Origin of the sequence: Pseudomonas sp. KBN10P06128 (assembly GCF_037574945.1) — a bacterium.
Taxonomy (GTDB): domain Bacteria; phylum Pseudomonadota; class Gammaproteobacteria; order Pseudomonadales; family Pseudomonadaceae; genus Pseudomonas; species Pseudomonas aeruginosa.
On sequence record NZ_JBBELR010000001.1, the window covers coordinates 5151954 to 5168108 of the forward strand.

General features: G+C 66.4%; 17 protein-coding genes. 9 read left to right on the plus strand and 8 right to left on the minus strand.

All coding sequences use genetic code 11. The features are described from left to right. Positions 1-77 precede the first annotated feature (77 nt). Positions 78-1400: an APC family permease gene (locus VQ065_RS24060; RefSeq protein WP_003092203.1), complete on the minus strand. Its 1323-nt coding sequence runs from the start codon at positions 1398-1400 to the stop codon at positions 78-80. 199 nt (positions 1401-1599) lie between these two features. Then, positions 1600-2415 carry a carbon-nitrogen hydrolase family protein gene (locus tag VQ065_RS24065; RefSeq protein ID WP_003092205.1) on the minus strand — a complete coding sequence of 272 codons (816 nt, stop codon included), beginning with the start codon at positions 2413-2415 and terminating at the stop codon, positions 1600-1602. Positions 2416-2542: 127 nt separating this feature from the next. Here VQ065_RS24065 and VQ065_RS24070 point away from each other — a divergent pair, with 127 nt between their 5' ends. Then, positions 2543-3328, plus strand: coding sequence for a helix-turn-helix transcriptional regulator (locus tag VQ065_RS24070; protein ID WP_003092207.1), 786 nt, complete (start codon positions 2543-2545; stop codon positions 3326-3328). 27 nt (positions 3329-3355) lie between these two features. Here the strand turns inward: VQ065_RS24070 and ykgO are convergent, their stop codons facing one another. Then, the gene (gene ykgO / locus VQ065_RS24075; RefSeq protein ID WP_003092209.1) at positions 3356-3508 is read right to left on the minus strand and encodes a type B 50S ribosomal protein L36; all 153 of its coding nucleotides are present in this window, start codon (positions 3506-3508) and stop codon (positions 3356-3358) included. Further along, a complete protein-coding gene (locus VQ065_RS24080) occupies positions 3508-3771 on the minus strand; it encodes a type B 50S ribosomal protein L31 (protein WP_003092213.1) in 264 nt (87 codons plus the stop codon). Before VQ065_RS24080 ends, ykgO begins: the two co-directional genes overlap by 1 nt. A 243-nt stretch (positions 3772-4014) precedes the next feature. On the opposite strand from VQ065_RS24080, the gene VQ065_RS24085 reads away from it, so the two are divergent. After that, entirely contained in the window at positions 4015-5625 is a 1611-nt protein-coding gene (locus tag VQ065_RS24085; RefSeq protein ID WP_003092223.1) for an FMN-binding glutamate synthase family protein, read from the plus strand. Positions 5626-5694: 69 nt separating this feature from the next. On the opposite strand, the gene VQ065_RS24090 is transcribed toward VQ065_RS24085, so the two are convergent. Together VQ065_RS24090 and erdR are read right to left on the minus strand one after the other, a co-directional pair. After that, positions 5695-6066 (minus strand): diacylglycerol kinase, encoded by a 372-nt coding sequence (locus tag VQ065_RS24090; protein WP_003092226.1) that lies wholly within the window; start codon positions 6064-6066, stop codon positions 5695-5697. Between the two features lie 71 nt (positions 6067-6137). Further along, a complete protein-coding gene (gene erdR, locus VQ065_RS24095) occupies positions 6138-6791 on the minus strand; it encodes a response regulator transcription factor ErdR (protein ID WP_003092229.1) in 654 nt (217 codons plus the stop codon). A 132-nt stretch (positions 6792-6923) separates the two neighbouring features. On the opposite strand from erdR, the gene VQ065_RS24100 reads away from it, so the two are divergent. Further along, positions 6924-7850 (plus strand): DMT family transporter, encoded by a 927-nt coding sequence (locus tag VQ065_RS24100; protein ID WP_003119360.1) that lies wholly within the window; start codon positions 6924-6926, stop codon positions 7848-7850. A gap of 3 nt (positions 7851-7853) precedes the next feature. Here the strand turns inward: VQ065_RS24100 and VQ065_RS24105 are convergent, their stop codons facing one another. After that, positions 7854-8570, minus strand: coding sequence for a tRNA-uridine aminocarboxypropyltransferase (locus VQ065_RS24105; protein WP_003092235.1), 717 nt, complete (start codon positions 8568-8570; stop codon positions 7854-7856). A gap of 258 nt (positions 8571-8828) precedes the next feature. On the opposite strand from VQ065_RS24105, the gene VQ065_RS24110 reads away from it, so the two are divergent. The 6 genes from VQ065_RS24110 to VQ065_RS24135 all read left to right on the plus strand — a co-directional run bounded on the left by VQ065_RS24110 (position 8829) and on the right by VQ065_RS24135 (position 13560). Beyond that, positions 8829-9920, plus strand: coding sequence for an ABC transporter ATP-binding protein (locus tag VQ065_RS24110; protein WP_003119359.1), 1092 nt, complete (start codon positions 8829-8831; stop codon positions 9918-9920). 4 nt (positions 9921-9924) lie between these two features. Next, the gene (locus tag VQ065_RS24115; protein WP_003092241.1) at positions 9925-10818 is read left to right on the plus strand and encodes an ABC transporter permease; all 894 of its coding nucleotides are present in this window, start codon (positions 9925-9927) and stop codon (positions 10816-10818) included. Further along, positions 10811-11581 carry an ABC transporter permease gene (locus VQ065_RS24120; protein WP_003092244.1) on the plus strand — a complete coding sequence of 257 codons (771 nt, stop codon included), beginning with the start codon at positions 10811-10813 and terminating at the stop codon, positions 11579-11581. Before VQ065_RS24115 ends, VQ065_RS24120 begins: the two co-directional genes overlap by 8 nt. Positions 11582-11669: 88 nt before the next feature. Beyond that, complete coding sequence (locus tag VQ065_RS24125) at positions 11670-12734, plus strand: polyamine ABC transporter substrate-binding protein (protein WP_017002184.1); 1065 nt, start codon at positions 11670-11672, stop codon at positions 12732-12734. A gap of 175 nt (positions 12735-12909) precedes the next feature. After that, positions 12910-13320: a quorum-sensing-regulated virulence factor family protein gene (locus VQ065_RS24130; RefSeq protein ID WP_003092248.1), complete on the plus strand. Its 411-nt coding sequence runs from the start codon at positions 12910-12912 to the stop codon at positions 13318-13320. Between the two features lie 18 nt (positions 13321-13338). Beyond that, positions 13339-13560 (plus strand): DUF3820 family protein, encoded by a 222-nt coding sequence (locus VQ065_RS24135; RefSeq protein ID WP_003092249.1) that lies wholly within the window; start codon positions 13339-13341, stop codon positions 13558-13560. 123 nt (positions 13561-13683) lie between these two features. Here the strand turns inward: VQ065_RS24135 and VQ065_RS24140 are convergent, their stop codons facing one another. Then, positions 13684-16089, minus strand: coding sequence for a D-xylulose 5-phosphate/D-fructose 6-phosphate phosphoketolase (locus tag VQ065_RS24140; RefSeq protein WP_003092251.1), 2406 nt, complete (start codon positions 16087-16089; stop codon positions 13684-13686). Between the last annotated feature and the right edge of the window lie 66 nt (positions 16090-16155).

Genomic DNA, 16155 nt, shown 5'->3' on the forward strand with positions numbered 1-16155 from the left:
AACCAGGGAGGCGATGGATAGCCACTCTAGGCCAGGAGCCTGCGCCTTGCCGCCGCGAAACGGGCGTCGATTCTTTCTCAGCCCTCCTCGAAACGCATCTCCGGCGGCTGCTCGCGGAAACCGTGGGTGATCGCCGCCAGGTACACCGCGCCCAGCGCCAGCCAGCAGAGGCCGAGGATGATCGCCAGATGGTCGAGGCTGGCCATCAGCCACAGGTCGGCGACCAGGCCGATGCCAGGGAATACCAGGAACAACAGGGTTTCCCGTGGGCCGCGGCGCTCGGCGCCAAGGTAGTAGTGGAAGACCACCGACAGGTTGACCAGGCTGAAGGCGAGGAAGGCGCCGAAGTTGATGAACGAGGTGGAGGTGGTCACGTCCATCTGCAGCGCCAGCAGGGCCACCACGCCGCACAGGACGATGCTGTTCACCGGCGTCTCGAAGCGCTTGCCGAGACGCCCGAAGAACGGCCGCGGAAGGACGCCGTCGCGGCCCATGGCGAAGAGCAGGCGCGAGGCGCTGGCCTGGGCCGAGAGGCCGGAGGTGAACTGGCCGACGATCAGGCCGACCAGGAAGAAGGTCACGAACAGGTCGCCACCGATGTTGCGGGCGATCTCGTAGGCCGCCGAGTCCGCGCTGTCGAAGGCGAACGACGGGTGCGCCAGTTGCACGAAGTACGAGGTGACGATGAAGATCAACCCGCCCAGCAGGGTGATCAGCAGGATCGCCCGCGGGATGTTGCGCCGCGGGTCGCGGGTTTCCTCGGTCAGGGTACTGACCGCGTCGAAACCGAGGAACGAGTAGCAGGCGATCGCCGCACCGCTCATCACCAGCGGCACCTGCAGGTCGCCACCGAGCAACGGTTGCAGCGACCATAGCGGCTTGCCCGGGTCGCCCAGCACGTAGTGCACGCAGAGCGCGACGAAGGCGCCGAGGACCAGGAACTGCACCAGCATCAGCAGGCCATTGACGTTCTTCGCCAGGCGCAGACCGACGATGTTGATCGTCGTGGTCACGCAGATGAACGCCAGCACCCAGACCGCGTTGGGTACCGCGGGAAAGGCCGAGTGCAGGTAGGCGGCACCGATCAGCCAGATCGCCATCGGCAGGAACAGGTAGTCGAGCAGCACCGCCCAGCCGGCGATGAAGCCGAGCCGGGAATCGATGGCCTTGCGCACGTAGGTATAGGCCGAGCCGGCCACCGGGAAGGCCGCGGCCATGCGCCCGTAGCTGAGGGCGGTGAAGAGCATCGCCAGGGAAGCGGCGATGTAGGCGGCGGGAACGTGTCCCTGGGTGGTCTCGGCGAGGATGCCGAAAGTCCCGAGGACGATGATGGGGGTCATGTAGGCGATGCCGAACAGCACCACGGAACCCAGCGACAGGGTGCGCTTGAGTCTGGCCATTACTGCTTACTCCGGAATTATCGTTTGTTATGGCAGTGGCCCGCAGCCGGCCGGGCCGCGGGGCGCAGGGGCCTCCCCTCACCCGGGAGACCGGCGGACGCTCGGGCGCCCATCGTTGTGCTACGGCTTTCCGGGCCGATCCTCGCCCGCTCGCTGGCGGGCGGAGGACGACGCGACGCTCCTGTCGCGCCGCGGTGAATCAGGGAATCAGCAGCTCGCGCAGGCCGTCCGGGTGCTCGCGGCGCTCGCCGGGCAGGACCAGGCGACGCTCTTCGAGGTAACGGTAATCCCGACGCGCATCCTGCAACCGGCCGAGGTCCAGTTCGACGATCTGCCGGCATTCTTCGCGCCCGGCCTCGCAGAGCAACTGGCCATAGGGATCGACCACCGCGCTGCCGCCGGCGAAGACCAGCCCGCCGTCGCCATGCCCGACGCGGTTGACCATCACCGCGTAGGCCTGGTTTTCCATGGCGCGGGCCATGATCGCAGTGCGATGGGTCGGGCCATAGGGGTCCATGTTGCCATTGGTCACGATGATCAGTTCCGCACCCAGTTGGCCGAGGGCCCGCGCGCTTTCCGGGAACTCGATGTCGAAGCACACCAGCAGGCCGACCCGGATGCCGTTCCACAGGGCGGTGGCGTAGCGGTCGCCAGGCGTGAAGATGCCGCGGTCGGAGGCCCACAGGTGGGTCTTGCGGTATTTCAGGGCGATGCCGTCGGGAGCGATCAGCAGGGTGGTGTTGTAATAGCGGCCGGCGTCCGCCTCGGCGATGCCGATCGCCACCGAAACGTTACGTTCACGGGCGACGCGCTGCACCGCGCTGACCGTCGGGCCGTCGAGCGGCTCGGCGAGGGCGGCGATGTTGTCTTCGCTGGGGAAGCCGGTCAGGTGGGTTTCCGGGAACACCACCAGTTCGGTGTCCGCCGCACAGTCGGCGATGGCCGCCAGGGCGCGTTCCAGGTTGTGCGCGGTGTCGCCATCGCGACCGGCGATCTGGACGAGTTCGACTTTCATCGGAATTCCTTGTTGTTCTCGGCGCTGTTCGGCACGCGCGCTGTTCGTATGCAGGGGTCGGCACAGTATGCTTGGCGTTCCCCGCGCCGATAATTACGTCCGAGGGTTAACCCAACAGGGGTAGAAGATGAGTTTCACCTTGCAGGACATCGCCTGGCACCGCTCCGTCGGGCAACTGGTCGAGGCGCTGGATGCGCCGGACTTCTGGATTCGCCTGGTACGCCTGCTCGAACAGTACGTTCCGTTCGACAGCTGGGTGGCCCTGCTGTTCAGCCAGGGCCGGCCACAGGTGTTCGCCGAATGCCCGGGCGCCGACGGCGGGCCGGATCCGCTGTTCCAGGACTACCTGCGAGGCCTCTACCTGCTCGACCCGTTCTACATCGCCAGCCGCGAGAACCCGTGCAGCGGCCTGTTCCGTCTGGCCGACGTGGCACCGGAATGCTTCGAGCAGACCGATTACTACCAGCGTTACTTCCGCCTCAACGTGGTGGCCGATGAAATCCAGATCAACGTCCAGCTCTCCGGCGAACGCACCCTCTGCCTGTCGCTCGGCTCGCGGCGCCGCTTCACCCCCGAGCAACTCGCCGTGCTCGGTCTGGTGCGGCCCTGGGTGGCCGGGCTGATGCGCCAGCGCCTGGCCTTCGAGGACGAAGTGTTGAACAGCCCTGCGGCGCCGGAGCCGGGCTGGCAGGGTTCGCTGGAGAAGGTCGCGGAGCAGATGGGCACGCCGCTGACGGCGCGCGAACTGGAGGTCGGCAGGCTGATGCTCAGCGGCTGCTCGAGCAAGGAGATCGCCCGCAAGCTGGCGATCTCGGCGGAAACCGTGAAGGTCCACCGCAAGCACATGTACGGCAAGCTCGGCATCAAGTCGCAGTCCGAGCTGTTCGGCCTGTTCCTCCAGGCCCAGGGCTGACGGGACGGGCGACCGTCCCGTCGCCGCTCAGCGGCGCTTGATCTTCGGCTTCGGCCGGCCCTGCACGCACTTGAAGCGCGGATTCGACTTGCAGATCACGTAGAGCCGGCCACGGCGCTTCACCACCTGGCAATCGCGATGGCGCAGCTTGGCCTGTTTCAGCGAGGCGAGGACTTTCATCAGGCCCCCTTGCCGCCGACGAAGCCGGCGAAACGCTTGTTGAACCCGGCCACGCGGCCTTCGCTCTTGGTCTTGCGCTGTTCGCCGGTGTAGACCGGGTGCGAGGCGCTGGAAACGTCCAGCGTCACGTAGGGATAGGTCTTGCCGTCGGTATGGGTATGGGTCTTGTCGGTCTCCGCGGTGGAGCCGATCAGGAAGTACACGTCGGCCGAGGTGTCATGGAACAGGACGGGACGGTATTCGGGATGGATGCCGGGTTTCATGGGGATGCCTCCTACATAATGTTATATAGTTACATATTACTCCGATAAGAATAATTCGCAACTCCGGAAAGAGTTCCCGGCGACCATTCGGCTGCTCGACCATCCAGACACAATTATTAGCTTGCTTTCTATCCCCGTTTGTTTCCCATAATCAGCGCTTGGTTAGCGCGGGGGGAACCCGTCGTAGACGCCTCGAAGAAGGTGACTACCATTTTGAACCGAAGCCTGAAGATTGGAGACATGATGAATCTGTCGCTACTCAGTCGCTATGCGTTTTTCGCCTGTATCGCCCTGTTCACCTTGCTCAGCCTGCCGTTCCTCGGCAGCACCGAATGGCTCTGGCCGTTCACCCTCCTGGGCGTGGCCCTGAGCCTGCTCGGCCTGTTCGACCTGATCCAGACGCCCCACGCGGTGCGCCGCAACTATCCGATCCTGGGCAACATCCGCTATCTGGTGGAAGGCATCCGCCCGGAGATCCGCCAGTACCTGCTGGAAGCCGACGGCGACGCCCTGCCCTTCTCCCGCGCCCAGCGCTCGCTGGTCTACTCGCGGGCGAAGAACGAAAGCTCGGAGAAGCCCTTCGGCACCCTGATCGACGTGTACACCGCCGGCTACGAATTCATCAGCCACTCGATGCGTCCGGCGCCGCTCAGCGATCCCTGCGAGTTCCGCGTCGACATCGGCGGGCCACAATGCAGCAAGCCGTACTCCGCTTCGCTGTTCAACGTCTCGGCGATGAGTTTCGGCGCCCTCAGCGCCAACGCCATTCGCTCGCTGAACCGTGGCGCGCAGATGGGCAACTTCTACCACGACACCGGCGAGGGCAGCATCAGCCCCTATCACCGCGAGAACGGCGGCGACCTGGTCTGGGAACTGGGCAGCGGCTACTTCGGGTGCCGCACCCGCGATGGCAAGTTCGACCCTGAGCGCTTCGCCGCCCAGGCCCTCGACCCGCAGGTGAAGATGATCGAGATCAAGCTCAGCCAGGGCGCCAAGCCGGGACACGGCGGTATCCTGCCCAAGCACAAGGTCACCCCCGAGATCGCCGCCACCCGTGGCGTGCCGATGGGTGAGGATTGCGTTTCGCCGTCGCGCCACAGCGCCTTCTCCACGCCGATCGAGCTGATGCAGTTCATCGCCCAGCTGCGCGAACTGTCCGGCGGCAAGCCGGTCGGCTTCAAGTTCTGCCTGGGCCATCCATGGGAGTTCATGGGCATCGCCAAGGCCATGCTGGAGACCGGCATCCTCCCCGACTTCATCGTCGTCGACGGCAAGGAAGGCGGCACCGGCGCGGCGCCGCTGGAGTTCACCGACCATATCGGCGTGCCGCTGCGCGAAGGCCTGCTGTTCGTCCACAACACCCTGGTCGGCCTCAACCTGCGCGACAAGATCAAGGTCGGCGCCAGCGGCAAGATCGTCAGCGCCTTCGATATCGCCAGCGTCCTGGCCACCGGCGCGGATTGGGCCAACTCGGCGCGCGGCTTCATGTTCGCCATCGGCTGCATCCAGTCGCAGAGCTGCCATACCAACAAGTGCCCGACCGGCGTCGCCACCCAGGACCCGCTGCGCCAGCGCGCGCTGGTGGTGCCGGACAAGGCCGAGCGGGTGCGCAACTTCCATCGCAACACCCTCAAGGGCCTGGCCGAGATGCTCGCCGCGGCGGGCCTGGAACATCCCTCGCAGCTCGAAGCCAAGCACCTGGTGCGACGCATCACCGACACCGAGATCCGCCTGTTCTCGCAGCTGCACTACTTCCTCAAGCCGGGCGAACTGCTTTCCGGCAAGATCGAGGGCGAGTTCTACGAGCGCATGTGGAACATGGCGCGGGCCGACAGCTTCGACGCGGCGGCCTGAGCCGCCGCCCTCGCACGCAAGAAAAAGCCGGAGGCATCGCTGCCTCCGGCTTTTTCATGTCCGCGTAGATCAGCCCAGCAGGATGGTCGCCCAGGTCACGGTGATCACGGTGAGGGCCACGAACTGCGCGGCGCTGCCCATGTCCTTGGCATTCTTCGACAGAGGGTGGCGTTCCAGCGAGACGCGGTCGACGGTGGCCTCGATCGCCGAGTTGAGCAGCTCGACGATCAGCGCCAGCAGGCACACCGCGATCATCAGCGCGCGTTCGCCGCGGCTGACGTCGAGGAGGAAGGCCACCGGAATCAGCACCACGTTGAGCAGCACCAGTTGGCGGAAGGCGGCTTCACCGCGGAAGGCGGCGAGGAAACCTGCGAGGGAATAGCCGGTGGCGTTGAGGATACGCTTGAGGCCGGTCTGGCCTTTGAAGGGGGAAGGCGACACGTCGGGTTCTCATCGATTCGGAAGGCCGGCAGTCTAGCCGCCGGCTGGTCAAAAAAGCGTTAAGCCGTCTCTCAATGAGAAGCGGGAACCGTCTCCATTTGTTGCAGCAGCAGCGCGGCCTGGGTCCGGGTGCGCACGTTGAGCTTGCGGAAGATCGCCGTGACGTGGGCCTTCACCGTCGCCTCGGAAACGTTCAGGTCGTAGGCGATCTGCTTGTTCAGCAACCCTTCGCAGACCATGGTGAGTACCCTGAACTGTTGCGGGGTGAGGCTGGCGAGCCCGGCGCTGGCGGCCTTGGCCTCCTCGCTGAGGGCTTCGGCGGCGGCATCCTGCGGCGGCCACCAGGTGTCCCCGTCGAGCACCGCGCGCACCGCCTGCTGCAGGGTTTCCAGCGGACTGGACTTGGGAATGAAGCCGCTGGCGCCGAACTCGCGGGAGCGCTGCACCACCGCGGCCTCCTCCTGTGCCGAGATCATCACCACCGGCACCTGCGGGTATTGCCCGCGCAACAGCACCAGGCCGGAGAAGCCATAGGCCCCCGGCATGTTGAGGTCCAGCAGGACCAGATCCCAATCGGCCTTCTCGTTCAGCCGCGCTTCCAGTTCGGCGATGCTGGCGGCTTCCACCAGGCGCACGTCGGGGCCCAGCCCGAGGGTGAGGGCCTGGTGCAAAGCGCTGCGAAACAGGGGGTGATCGTCGGCGATCAGGATCTCGTAAGAAGCCATGACATGTCCTAGTTTGTTCGGCCCAGCCGAGGCGGCGCTCAGGATGCCGACCGAGGGCGGACCGGTCAAGCCGAATGAGGGATACCTCGTACACCGCGTTCGTCTTTTCAAACACCCCGGCTTGCTGGCAGAGTGGCGGACCCTCCCCGCCCCGTCGAGCGAGCCATGCGAAGCCAAGCCCTGCGTGCCGATGTCCTGATGCTGATCACCGCCATGATCTGGGGGGTGTCGTTCGTCGCCCAGCGCCTGGGGATGGACGCCATCGGGCCGTTCCTCTATACCGGCCTGCGCTTCGTCCTCGGTGCCCTGGTGCTGGTGCCACTGCTGATGCTGCGCTCGCGACGCGACGGCGCGCAACCCTTCAATCGCGGACAGTTGCTCGCCGGTGTGATCCTCGGCGTCGCCCTGACCACCGGGATCAATCTGCAGCAGGTCGGCCTGCTGTTCACCAGCGTGACCAACTCCGGCTTCATCACCGGGCTCTACGTGATCGTCGTGCCGTTGCTCGGCCTGCTGTTCGGCCAGCGCACCGGCGCGGGCACCTGGCTGGGGGCGTCGCTGGCGGTGCTCGGCATGGCCCTGCTGAGCATCGGCCCGGGCTTCCAGGTCGCCTCCGGCGACTGGCTGCAACTGGCCGGCGCGGTGGTCTGGGGCGCGCACGTCCTGCTGGTAGGCCTGTTCGCCAGCCGCTACGACCCGATCCGCCTGGCCTTCCTGCAGTTCGCCACCTGCGCGGCGGTCAGCCTGCTGCTGGCACTGGTCTTCGAGGAAATCCACTGGGACGCCATCGTCCAGGCCGGTCCCGCCCTGCTATACGGCGGCCTGCTCGGCGTCGGCACCGGCTTCACCCTGCAGGTGGTGGCGCAGAAGCACGCCATCGCTTCCCATGCGGCGATCATCCTGTCCCTGGAAGCGGTGTTCGCCGCCATCGCCGGCGCCCTGTTCCTCGCCGAGACCCTGCACCTGCGCGGCTATTTCGGTTGCGCGCTGATGCTGGCGGGCATGCTGGTGGCGCAGTTGTGGCCGCGCAAGCTCGCCGCCGAAGCGCGCCCGGCCTGACGCTCAGCCACGGAACGGCGCCAGGGCACGGTGCGCCGGGCTGGCCTCGTCCAGCGGAATGTGCCGCTTGGCGCCCAGGTAGCGCTCGCTGAACACCTCCAGGTAGGCGCCGAGCGCCTCGCCCGCAGCCTCGTCGCCAGCAAGCTCCAGGCACAGCGCCGCCACTTCGGCGGTGCACAGGTGCTCGCCACGGGTCGAGCGACGCAGGCGATAGCGCGAGAGCTGCTCGGGCAGCAGGCTGAGCACCGGGAACGGCTCCAGGTAAGGACTCTTGCGGAACATCTTGCGCGCCTCGGTCCAGGTCGCGTCGAGCAGGATGAACAGCGGTCGCTTGCCTTCCGCCAGCGGGGCGACCTCGTTCACCACCCGCTCCGCCGCCACGTATTCGCCGGGGAACACCAGGTATGGCTGCCACTGCGGGTCGGCCAGCAACTCCAGCAAGCGCGGGTCGACCTCGGTGCGCGACCAGCCGAAGGCGAAGGTGTCGGCCACGGTATCGGCGATCAGCCAGCCGGTGTTGGTCGGTTTCAGCGCCTCGATGTCGTGCATGACCAGGCACATGCCGGCGCGCGCCTCGACCCGCGGCCGCCAGGCGCACATGCAATAGCTGGGCAGCAGCCGACAGCTTTCGCAGCGCAGCATGCGCGAACCGCGCGCGACGAAGGGTTTCAGGCTGCGCGCCAGGCGCTCCTGGCGCAAGCGGGAAACGGCATGGCTCATCGGGCAGGCTCCCGATACGGAAAGGACGGGCGAAGGAACATCGAAGACTCGAGGAAACGGGCTGGAAAGCGACCGCGAAATTCTATCAGAGCCCGCGTGGCTCCTGCTTTGTCGGACAACTTCCGAGGCCGCGAAAAAAAATTCTTCACAGGGGCCTCAGACGTCTAGTTAGAGCGGGACGCGATCCCTATAATCCGCCCCCTTTTTCGACACCGGGCAGCCGGCTCCGCCCGCTGACCTTACTGCCTCTCCAGACGAGTGACGCCCCCCTTGCTCGAGATCCGCAACGTGACCCGCCGCTTCGGCGACTTCACCGCCGTCGACAATGTCAGCCTGACGATCAACACCGGCGAATTCTTCACCCTCCTCGGCCCTTCCGGGTGCGGCAAGACCACCCTCCTGCGCATGCTCGCCGGCTTCGACCAGCCGGACAGCGGCGAGATCCGCCTCAACGGCCAGGACCTCGCCGGCGTCGAGCCGGAGAAGCGCCCGGTGCATACGGTGTTCCAGAGCTACGCGCTGTTCCCGCACATGAGCGTGGCGCAGAACATCGCCTTCCCGCTGAAGATGGCCGGAGTGGCGAAGAGCGAGATCGACGCCCGCGTCGAACAAGCCCTGAAGGACGTGCGCCTGGCGGACAAGGGCGGGCGCATGCCGACACAGCTTTCCGGCGGCCAGCGCCAGCGCGTGGCGATCGCCCGCGCGCTGGTAAACCGGCCGCGCCTGCTGCTGCTCGACGAACCGCTGTCGGCGCTGGACGCCAAGCTGCGCGAAGAAATGCAGATCGAACTGATCAACCTGCAGAAGGACGTCGGCATCACCTTCGTCTATGTCACCCACGATCAGGGCGAAGCCCTGGCGCTGTCGCACCGCATCGCGGTGATGAACCAGGGCCGGGTGGAGCAGCTGGACGCCCCGGAAACCATCTACAGCTTCCCGCGCAGTCGTTTCGTCGCCGACTTCATCGGCCAGTGCAACCTGCTCGACGCCACAGTCGAGGCGGTCGACGGCGAACGCGTGCGCATCGATCTCCGGGGCCTGGGCGAGGTCCAGGCGCTGAAATCCTTCGACGCCCAGCCCGGCGAGGCCTGCGTGCTGACCCTGCGGCCGGAGAAGATCCGCCTGGCGCAGAGCGTCACCGCCGACAGCGACGAGGTGCACTTCCGCGGCCGCGTCGCCGAACTGCTCTACCTGGGCGACGTGACCCTGTACATCGTCGAGCTGGAGAACGGCGAGCGCCTGGAAACCCTGCTGCCCAACGCCACGCCCGGCCGGGCCAAGTTCTTCGAGGTGGGCGACGCGGTGGAAGCCGCCTGGCGCTTCGATGCCGGCCACCTGGTCAGGGCCTGAGACGATGAGAAAGAACCTCGGCAAGTGGCTGCTGGTCTGGCCGCCGCAAGCGTATCTGCTGTTCTTCTTCCTGGTTCCGGCGCTGATCATGCTGTTCGCCTCGTTCCGCTTTCCCGGCGACTACGGCGGCCTGGCGCCCTGGATGTACAGCGAGGACGGGCAGACCGTCTACGACCTCAGCGTGGAGAACTACACCCGGCTCACCGAGAGCTGGGTGTACCTGCAACTGTTCGTCAAATCCTTCGGCTACGCCCTGGTCACCACCCTGGCCTGCCTGCTGCTCGCCTACCCGGTGGCGACCACCCTCGCCCGGGCCCCGGCGAAGTGGCGCAACCTGCTGATCCTGCTGGTGATCCTGCCGTTCTGGAGCAACCTGCTGGTACGCGTCTACGCCTGGATGATCATCCTCTCGCCGTCCGGTGCCCTGACCCGCGGGATCAACGCCGCGCTGGACCTGTTCGGCGCGCAGCCGATCAGCCTGATGTTCACCCCGTTCGCGGTGATCCTGTGCATGGTCTACGTGCACCTGCCGTTCATGATCCTGCCGCTCTACGCCAACCTGGAGAAACACGACCCGGCCCTGCTGGACGCCGCCCAGGACCTCGGCGCCGGTCGTTGGCAACGCTTCTGGCGGGTGACCTTCCCGCTCTCGCTGCCGGGCGTGGCCGCCGGCGCGGCACTGGTATTCATCCCGGTGCTGGGAATGTTCGCCATCCCCGACCTGGTCGGCGGTACCGACGGCATCATGATCGGCAACCTGATCAAGAGCCAGTTCCTCGACTCCCGCGACTGGCCGTTCGGCAGCGCGCTGTCGATCGCCCTGACCGGCTGCATCCTGCTGCTGGTCGCCCTCGGCATGGGCGCCGCGCGCGCCCGCAAGGGAGGCGCCCATGCGTAGGCCCTACCTGCTCTGGAGCGCCACCGCGCTGGTGTACCTGTTCCTCTACGTACCGCTGGTGATCGTGGTGCTGTACTCCTTCAACGACTCGCGGCTGAACGCCGAGTGGGTGGGCTTCACCCTGGACTGGTACCGCAAGCTGTTCGGCAACCGCGACATGCTCCAGGCCGCCGCCAACTCGCTGGTCATCGCGCTGGTTTCGGCCAGCGTGGCGACCCTGCTCGGCACCCTCGCCGGGGTCGCCCTGCATCGCTTCAAGCTGCGCGTGCTGCCCCTGCTGGTGCTGACCCCGATCGCCATTCCGGAACTCCTGATGGGGGTCTCGCTGGTGATCTTTTTCATCGGCCTGAACATGAGCCTGGGCATGCTCTCGGTGACCCTCGCGCACATCACCTTCTCGGTCGGCTTCGTCGCCCTGGTGGTGCAGGCGCGCATGTCGGGCATGGACGAAAGCCTCACCGAGGCGGCCCGCGACCTCGGTGCCACGCCCTGGCAGAGCTTCCGCCTGGTGACCCTGCCGCTGATCATGCCGGGCATCGTCGCCGGCGCGCTGATGGCCTTCACCCTGTCCATCGACGACTTCGTGATCACCTTCTTCACCGCCGGCGGCGGCTTCGCCACCCTGCCGACGCAGATCTACACCATGATCAAGATCGCCGTGACGCCCGAAGTGAACGCCGTCTCCACCCTGCTGATGCTGCTCACCCTGGTGCTGATCGTGATCGCCTCGAAACTCTCCCCCAGCGCCATCAAGGGCCATTGATCCGCCGAAACCCGCGGGCCTCCCGGAGAGGCCCGCGGCCTTGCCCTGCTCCGGTTTCCGGAGCCCTGCCACCCCGTAACAAGGAACCATGATGAAAAAGCTGTTGCTCGTCGCAACCCTCATGGCAGGAGCCGCCCAGGCCACCGCCGCCGAGAAGCTGTATCTGTTCAACTGGAATGACTACATCGCCGAGGACACAGTGAAACGCTTCGAACAGCAATGTGGCTGCGAGCTGGTGCAGGAGTTCTATTCCGGCACCGAGGAAATGATGGCCAAGCTGGCCGCCGGGGCCAGCGGCTACGACGTGATCATCCCGACCCAGAACGCGGTCGAGGCGCTGATCCGCAAGGGCGACCTGCTGGAGCTGGACAAGAGTCGCCTGGCGAACCTGAGCAACGAGGCCGCGGGCTACCTCGACAAGGATTTCGACAAGGGCAACCGCTATTCCCTGCCCTACGCCTTCACCACCACCCTGGTCGGCTACAACAAGACCGAGCTGGACAAACTGGGCATCGACCCCGCCGACTGGTCGGTGATCTTCGACCCGGCGGTCCTGGAGAAGATCAAGGGCAGGGTCACGGTGATGGACGACCCGCAGGAACTGTTCGGCGCCGCCCTGAAGTACCTCGGTCACTCCGCCAACGACACCGACCCGCAGCACTGGAAGGAAGCCCAGGCGCTGATCCTCGCGGCCAAGCCGTACTGGGCCGCGTTCAACTCGTCGAGCTATATCAAGGAGCTGACCCTGGGCAACATCTGGGTCGCCCATGGCTACTCCAGCGACATGTACCAGGCCAGGGCCGACGCGGAGGCTGCCGGCCGCGCCTTCAAGGTCGACTTCGCCCTGCCCCGCCAAGGTGCGGTGCTGGCCATCGACAACATGGTGATCCACAAGGGCTCGAAGAACCCTGACCTGGCCTACCGCTTCATCGACTTCATGCTCGACGGTCGGAACGCTTCCGAGCTGACCAACCAGATCGGTACTGGCACGCCCAACGCCGCCGCCCTGCCCTTCATCAAGCCGGAAATCAAGACGCTCGCCGCCCTGTTCCCGGACGCCACCACCCAGGCCAGGCTGGAGCCGCTGAAGGACCTGAACTCGCGCCAGCGACGCGCCCTGAACAAGCTCTGGACAGAGATCAAGCTGCGCTGATCCGCACCGCTATCGACGAAAGGGCGACCCTCGGTCGCCCTTTTGCGTTTCCGTGCCCCGCCCCGAACGCGGTAACATGGCGCCCATTCGCCACCGTCCGTCCCGGGAATGGGCCGACGGAAACAATTCGCCCCCTCCATCGGTCGAATCCGCTTATTGCCCCAGGAGATCTTCGATGTCGCGCTTCATGGCCCTTGCCCTTTGTTTCGTCCTGCCCACCGCCGCCCATGCCGCCTCGCTCAAGGATTTCGAACTGAGCAAGATGCTGGAGAAAGTGGCCAAGGAAAGCAGCGTAGGCACTCCCCGCGCCATCAACGAAGACATCCTCGACCAGGGCTACACCGTCGAAGGCAACCAGTTGATCAATCACCTCAGCGTACGCGCCAGCCACGCCGAGCGCATGCGCTCCAACCCGGACAGCGTGCGCAGCCAGCTCGGCGATAGCGTGTGCAGCAACACCGGCTATCGCCAGTTGCTCGCCCGCGGCGCGATCCTCACCTACAGCTTCACCGAGTACAAGACCAACCAGCCGGTCGCCACCGAACGCTTCGATGCCGGCAGCTGCCGCATCCAGGGCAAGAAGTAAGCGCGCCGCGCGGTCGCCATGCTGGACAAGCAGCATCTGCTGAAGATCGCCAGGACGCCGATGCCGTTCGGCAAGTACCAGGGACGGATGCTGGTCGACCTGCCGGAGGAGTACCTGCTGTGGTTCTACAAGAAAGGCTTCCCGCCCGGTGAACTCGGGCGGCTGATGCAGTTGACCCTGGAGCTGAAGATCGACGGGCTGGACGGGCTGCTCAAGCCGCTTCGTCCCCCCGCTCCGTAGGCGAATGACGTCGCCGACGCTATCCGCCGATACCCCGCCCACACCCTGCCTTCGCCAGACACCCGCCCCCGTTCGGCAGGGCGAATAACGCCACAGACGCTATCCGCCGATACGCAGCCGAACTCAGCGCAACAACGCCGGATCGCCCTTGCCGGCCACCGCCGCCGCTTCCTCCGGGGTCAGCAGCGCGGTGCGCGGCACCTCCATCAAGCGGGCGCAAGCCGCCAGCACGTTGCCCCAGCAGGCGCGGTTGGCGAACTGCATGCCCGCCTCGTCGAGGGTGCCGCCGCGGTTGCGATAGCCGAGTACCGAGGTGCGCCGGGCATCCGGCAGGATTGGCCAAAGATGACCGCGCGCCACTTCCGCGCGCATATGGGTGAGTAGCACGCGGCGCTCATGGCTATCCGGGAACAGTCGTTCCACCAACGCCTCGTCGGCCACCGCCTCGACCTCCCAGCGATCGCGCGGCGCGCGGAAGCGTCCCGGCTCCTGCAGGTAGACCAGCCGGTAGGCCTGCCCGGCCTCGGCCAGACGCTGCGCGGCGCGGCGCATCTGTTCAAGCTGGTAGCTGCCGTTGGCGATCAGCAGCAGTGGATCGGAGCCGCAGCGCTCCTCGACCAGGATCGCGCCGTCGCGGGCCAGGCGCTCGGCCTGGACGGCGTCGAACACCATCGGCCGGTCGCGCTTGGGGATCACCAGGCAGGCCAGTTGCCCCCGGCTGCGGTAGATCGTCGGTAGCAGCGCCAGGGCGCTGTTGTGATCGGCCGGGAAGAGCACCCGGACCATGTCACTCATCTCGCCAAGCAGGGCCTCGCAGAAGGTGGTGTCCTGGTGCGACTGCTGGTTCTTGCCATTCTCCCAGGTATGCGAAGTAGCGACCAGCGGCCAGCCCAGCCAGCCGGCCGGACGCCCGACTTCCTTCTGCTGGCGGGCGAAGATCAGGGTCTGGCGCACCGCGCCGAGCATCTTCACGCAGAACGCCTCGTAGCTGGCAACCAGGTTGAGTCCGCCCTGGTTGGCCAGGCAGGCGGACACCACCGCCTCCTCGTTGAGCGCGGTGATGACCCGACCGCTCACCGATTCCAGTTCGCTCTCCGGCTCGCTGACCCGATGCTTGAGCGCCTTGAGCACGCCGCCGAGGCGGTTGCTGGCCAATTCGTCGGGATTGCCGACCCGGGCGCGCAGGTCGGGGTTGGCCTCCACCAGTTCGGTATAGAAGCGGTCCAGCGCGGCCATCGGCGAGCAGGGGTCGTCGCGATAGCGCAGCGGCGGGATGATCGGTTCGATGGGATGGCGCAGGGCCAGCGGGTTGTCCCGTTCGAGGGGACGCTCGCCGCGCTGCTCGGCGAACAGCCGGCGGGCCAATTCGAGAGCCTCAGGCTCGACCCAGAGTTCGTTTGCATGCTGGTTGAACAGTTGCCGGGCCTGTTCGTCGTTATGCGGATTGCCCGGCAGCGGCAGGTTGTGCGCGGCGTTGCTGCCGGCGCCATAGAAGCCGAAGCCCTTGACCGTCTCGGCGATGCCGTAGGGAATCGGCAGCGGGTAGCGGAGGATGCCGCTGTTCTTCTCCTGCACGCGCCGCTCCAGGCGCTGTTCCATCTCCCAGAGCGTACAGACGAAGGCGGCCGGGTCGCGCCCATCGAAGCTGATCGGATCGAAGCCGCAGCGGCGCAGATGCAGCTTGAAGCCCTCCAGCCCCTCATGGGTGCCCAGTTCGGTGCGCTGCTCGATGCGCCGGCCATTGGCGATCATCACCGGCAGCGCCGCCCCGCAATCCTCTGCTCGCCACCAGCGCGGAATCCAGTCGCTGCCGCGCTGTTCCTCGGCGGCACCATCGGAGAGGAACGCCACCAGGGTCTCGCCGGGCAGCGGCATGTGCGCGTACTGCAATTCGGCGAAGCCGAGGTAGCCACCCTCGGCGATACCGCCGGCGGTATGCGGATTCACGTGGCTGCCCAGTGGCGCCGCCGGTGCGCCGTTGGGGGCCTGGGCGTAGCCGTAGAAGTCCTGCAGCAAGCGGTTCAGCCCCTCCTCGCCGTCAGCATAGGCGCGCTCCTGCTCCGGGTGCAGGTTGCCGGTCAGGACGTTCAGCGCGTCGATGGCGGCCACGCAATGGCCCTGGCCCATCAGCCAGGCGCGAGTCTTGCCGGTCAGGACGTTGAGTGCCAGGTAGCCGGCGTAGGCCGGGACCATGTTCAGGGCTCCGCCGGTGTGGCCCTCGGGCTGTGTCTTGAAATCCTCGGCCTGCAACGGCTGGCCGTCCAGGCGGATGCGCCGGGCGTAGGTCATGTGCACGACGATGCGCAGGGCGCTGGCGGTCAGCCGGTCGAGGGCGCGGAACAGCTGGTAGACACTGGCCAGGTCCGGTTGCAGCCCGGCTTGGACCAATTGATGAGCGGTGCGGAACACGGCGGCGCGGGTCTCTGCGCTATGCTGGAGCGGACCATGGCCTTGCAGCCACGCGGCAAACGCCGGCTCGGCCGCCGCATGGGCAAGCAACTCGTCCTGACTGGGCAGAATCTGACTCATGGTGGGTAGCCTCCCTAGTGGTGCCTTGCAGTCTAGGCAGCACACGGCAAAGGGCGCTGACCTGCA

Bases quoted from the DNA above. Each gene is read 5' to 3' on its own strand.
- VQ065_RS24060 (WP_003092203.1), bottom strand. From the start codon at position 1,400: ATGGCCAGACTCAAGCGCACCCTGTCGCTGGGTTCCGTGGTGCTGTTC.
- VQ065_RS24065 (WP_003092205.1), bottom strand. From the start codon at position 2,415: ATGAAAGTCGAACTCGTCCAGATCGCCGGTCGCGATGGCGACACCGCG.
- VQ065_RS24070 (WP_003092207.1), top strand. From the start codon at position 2,543: ATGAGTTTCACCTTGCAGGACATCGCCTGGCACCGCTCCGTCGGGCAA.
- ykgO (WP_003092209.1), bottom strand. From the start codon at position 3,508: ATGAAAGTCCTCGCCTCGCTGAAACAGGCCAAGCTGCGCCATCGCGAT.
- VQ065_RS24080 (WP_003092213.1), bottom strand. From the start codon at position 3,771: ATGAAACCCGGCATCCATCCCGAATACCGTCCCGTCCTGTTCCATGAC.
- VQ065_RS24085 (WP_003092223.1), top strand. From the start codon at position 4,015: ATGAATCTGTCGCTACTCAGTCGCTATGCGTTTTTCGCCTGTATCGCC.
- erdR (WP_003092229.1), bottom strand. From the start codon at position 6,791: ATGGCTTCTTACGAGATCCTGATCGCCGACGATCACCCCCTGTTTCGC.
- VQ065_RS24105 (WP_003092235.1), bottom strand. From the start codon at position 8,570: ATGAGCCATGCCGTTTCCCGCTTGCGCCAGGAGCGCCTGGCGCGCAGC.
- VQ065_RS24115 (WP_003092241.1), top strand. From the start codon at position 9,925: ATGAGAAAGAACCTCGGCAAGTGGCTGCTGGTCTGGCCGCCGCAAGCG.
- VQ065_RS24120 (WP_003092244.1), top strand. From the start codon at position 10,811: ATGCGTAGGCCCTACCTGCTCTGGAGCGCCACCGCGCTGGTGTACCTG.
- VQ065_RS24125 (WP_017002184.1), top strand. From the start codon at position 11,670: ATGATGAAAAAGCTGTTGCTCGTCGCAACCCTCATGGCAGGAGCCGCC.
- VQ065_RS24130 (WP_003092248.1), top strand. From the start codon at position 12,910: ATGTCGCGCTTCATGGCCCTTGCCCTTTGTTTCGTCCTGCCCACCGCC.
- VQ065_RS24135 (WP_003092249.1), top strand. From the start codon at position 13,339: ATGCTGGACAAGCAGCATCTGCTGAAGATCGCCAGGACGCCGATGCCG.
- VQ065_RS24140 (WP_003092251.1), bottom strand. From the start codon at position 16,089: ATGAGTCAGATTCTGCCCAGTCAGGACGAGTTGCTTGCCCATGCGGCG.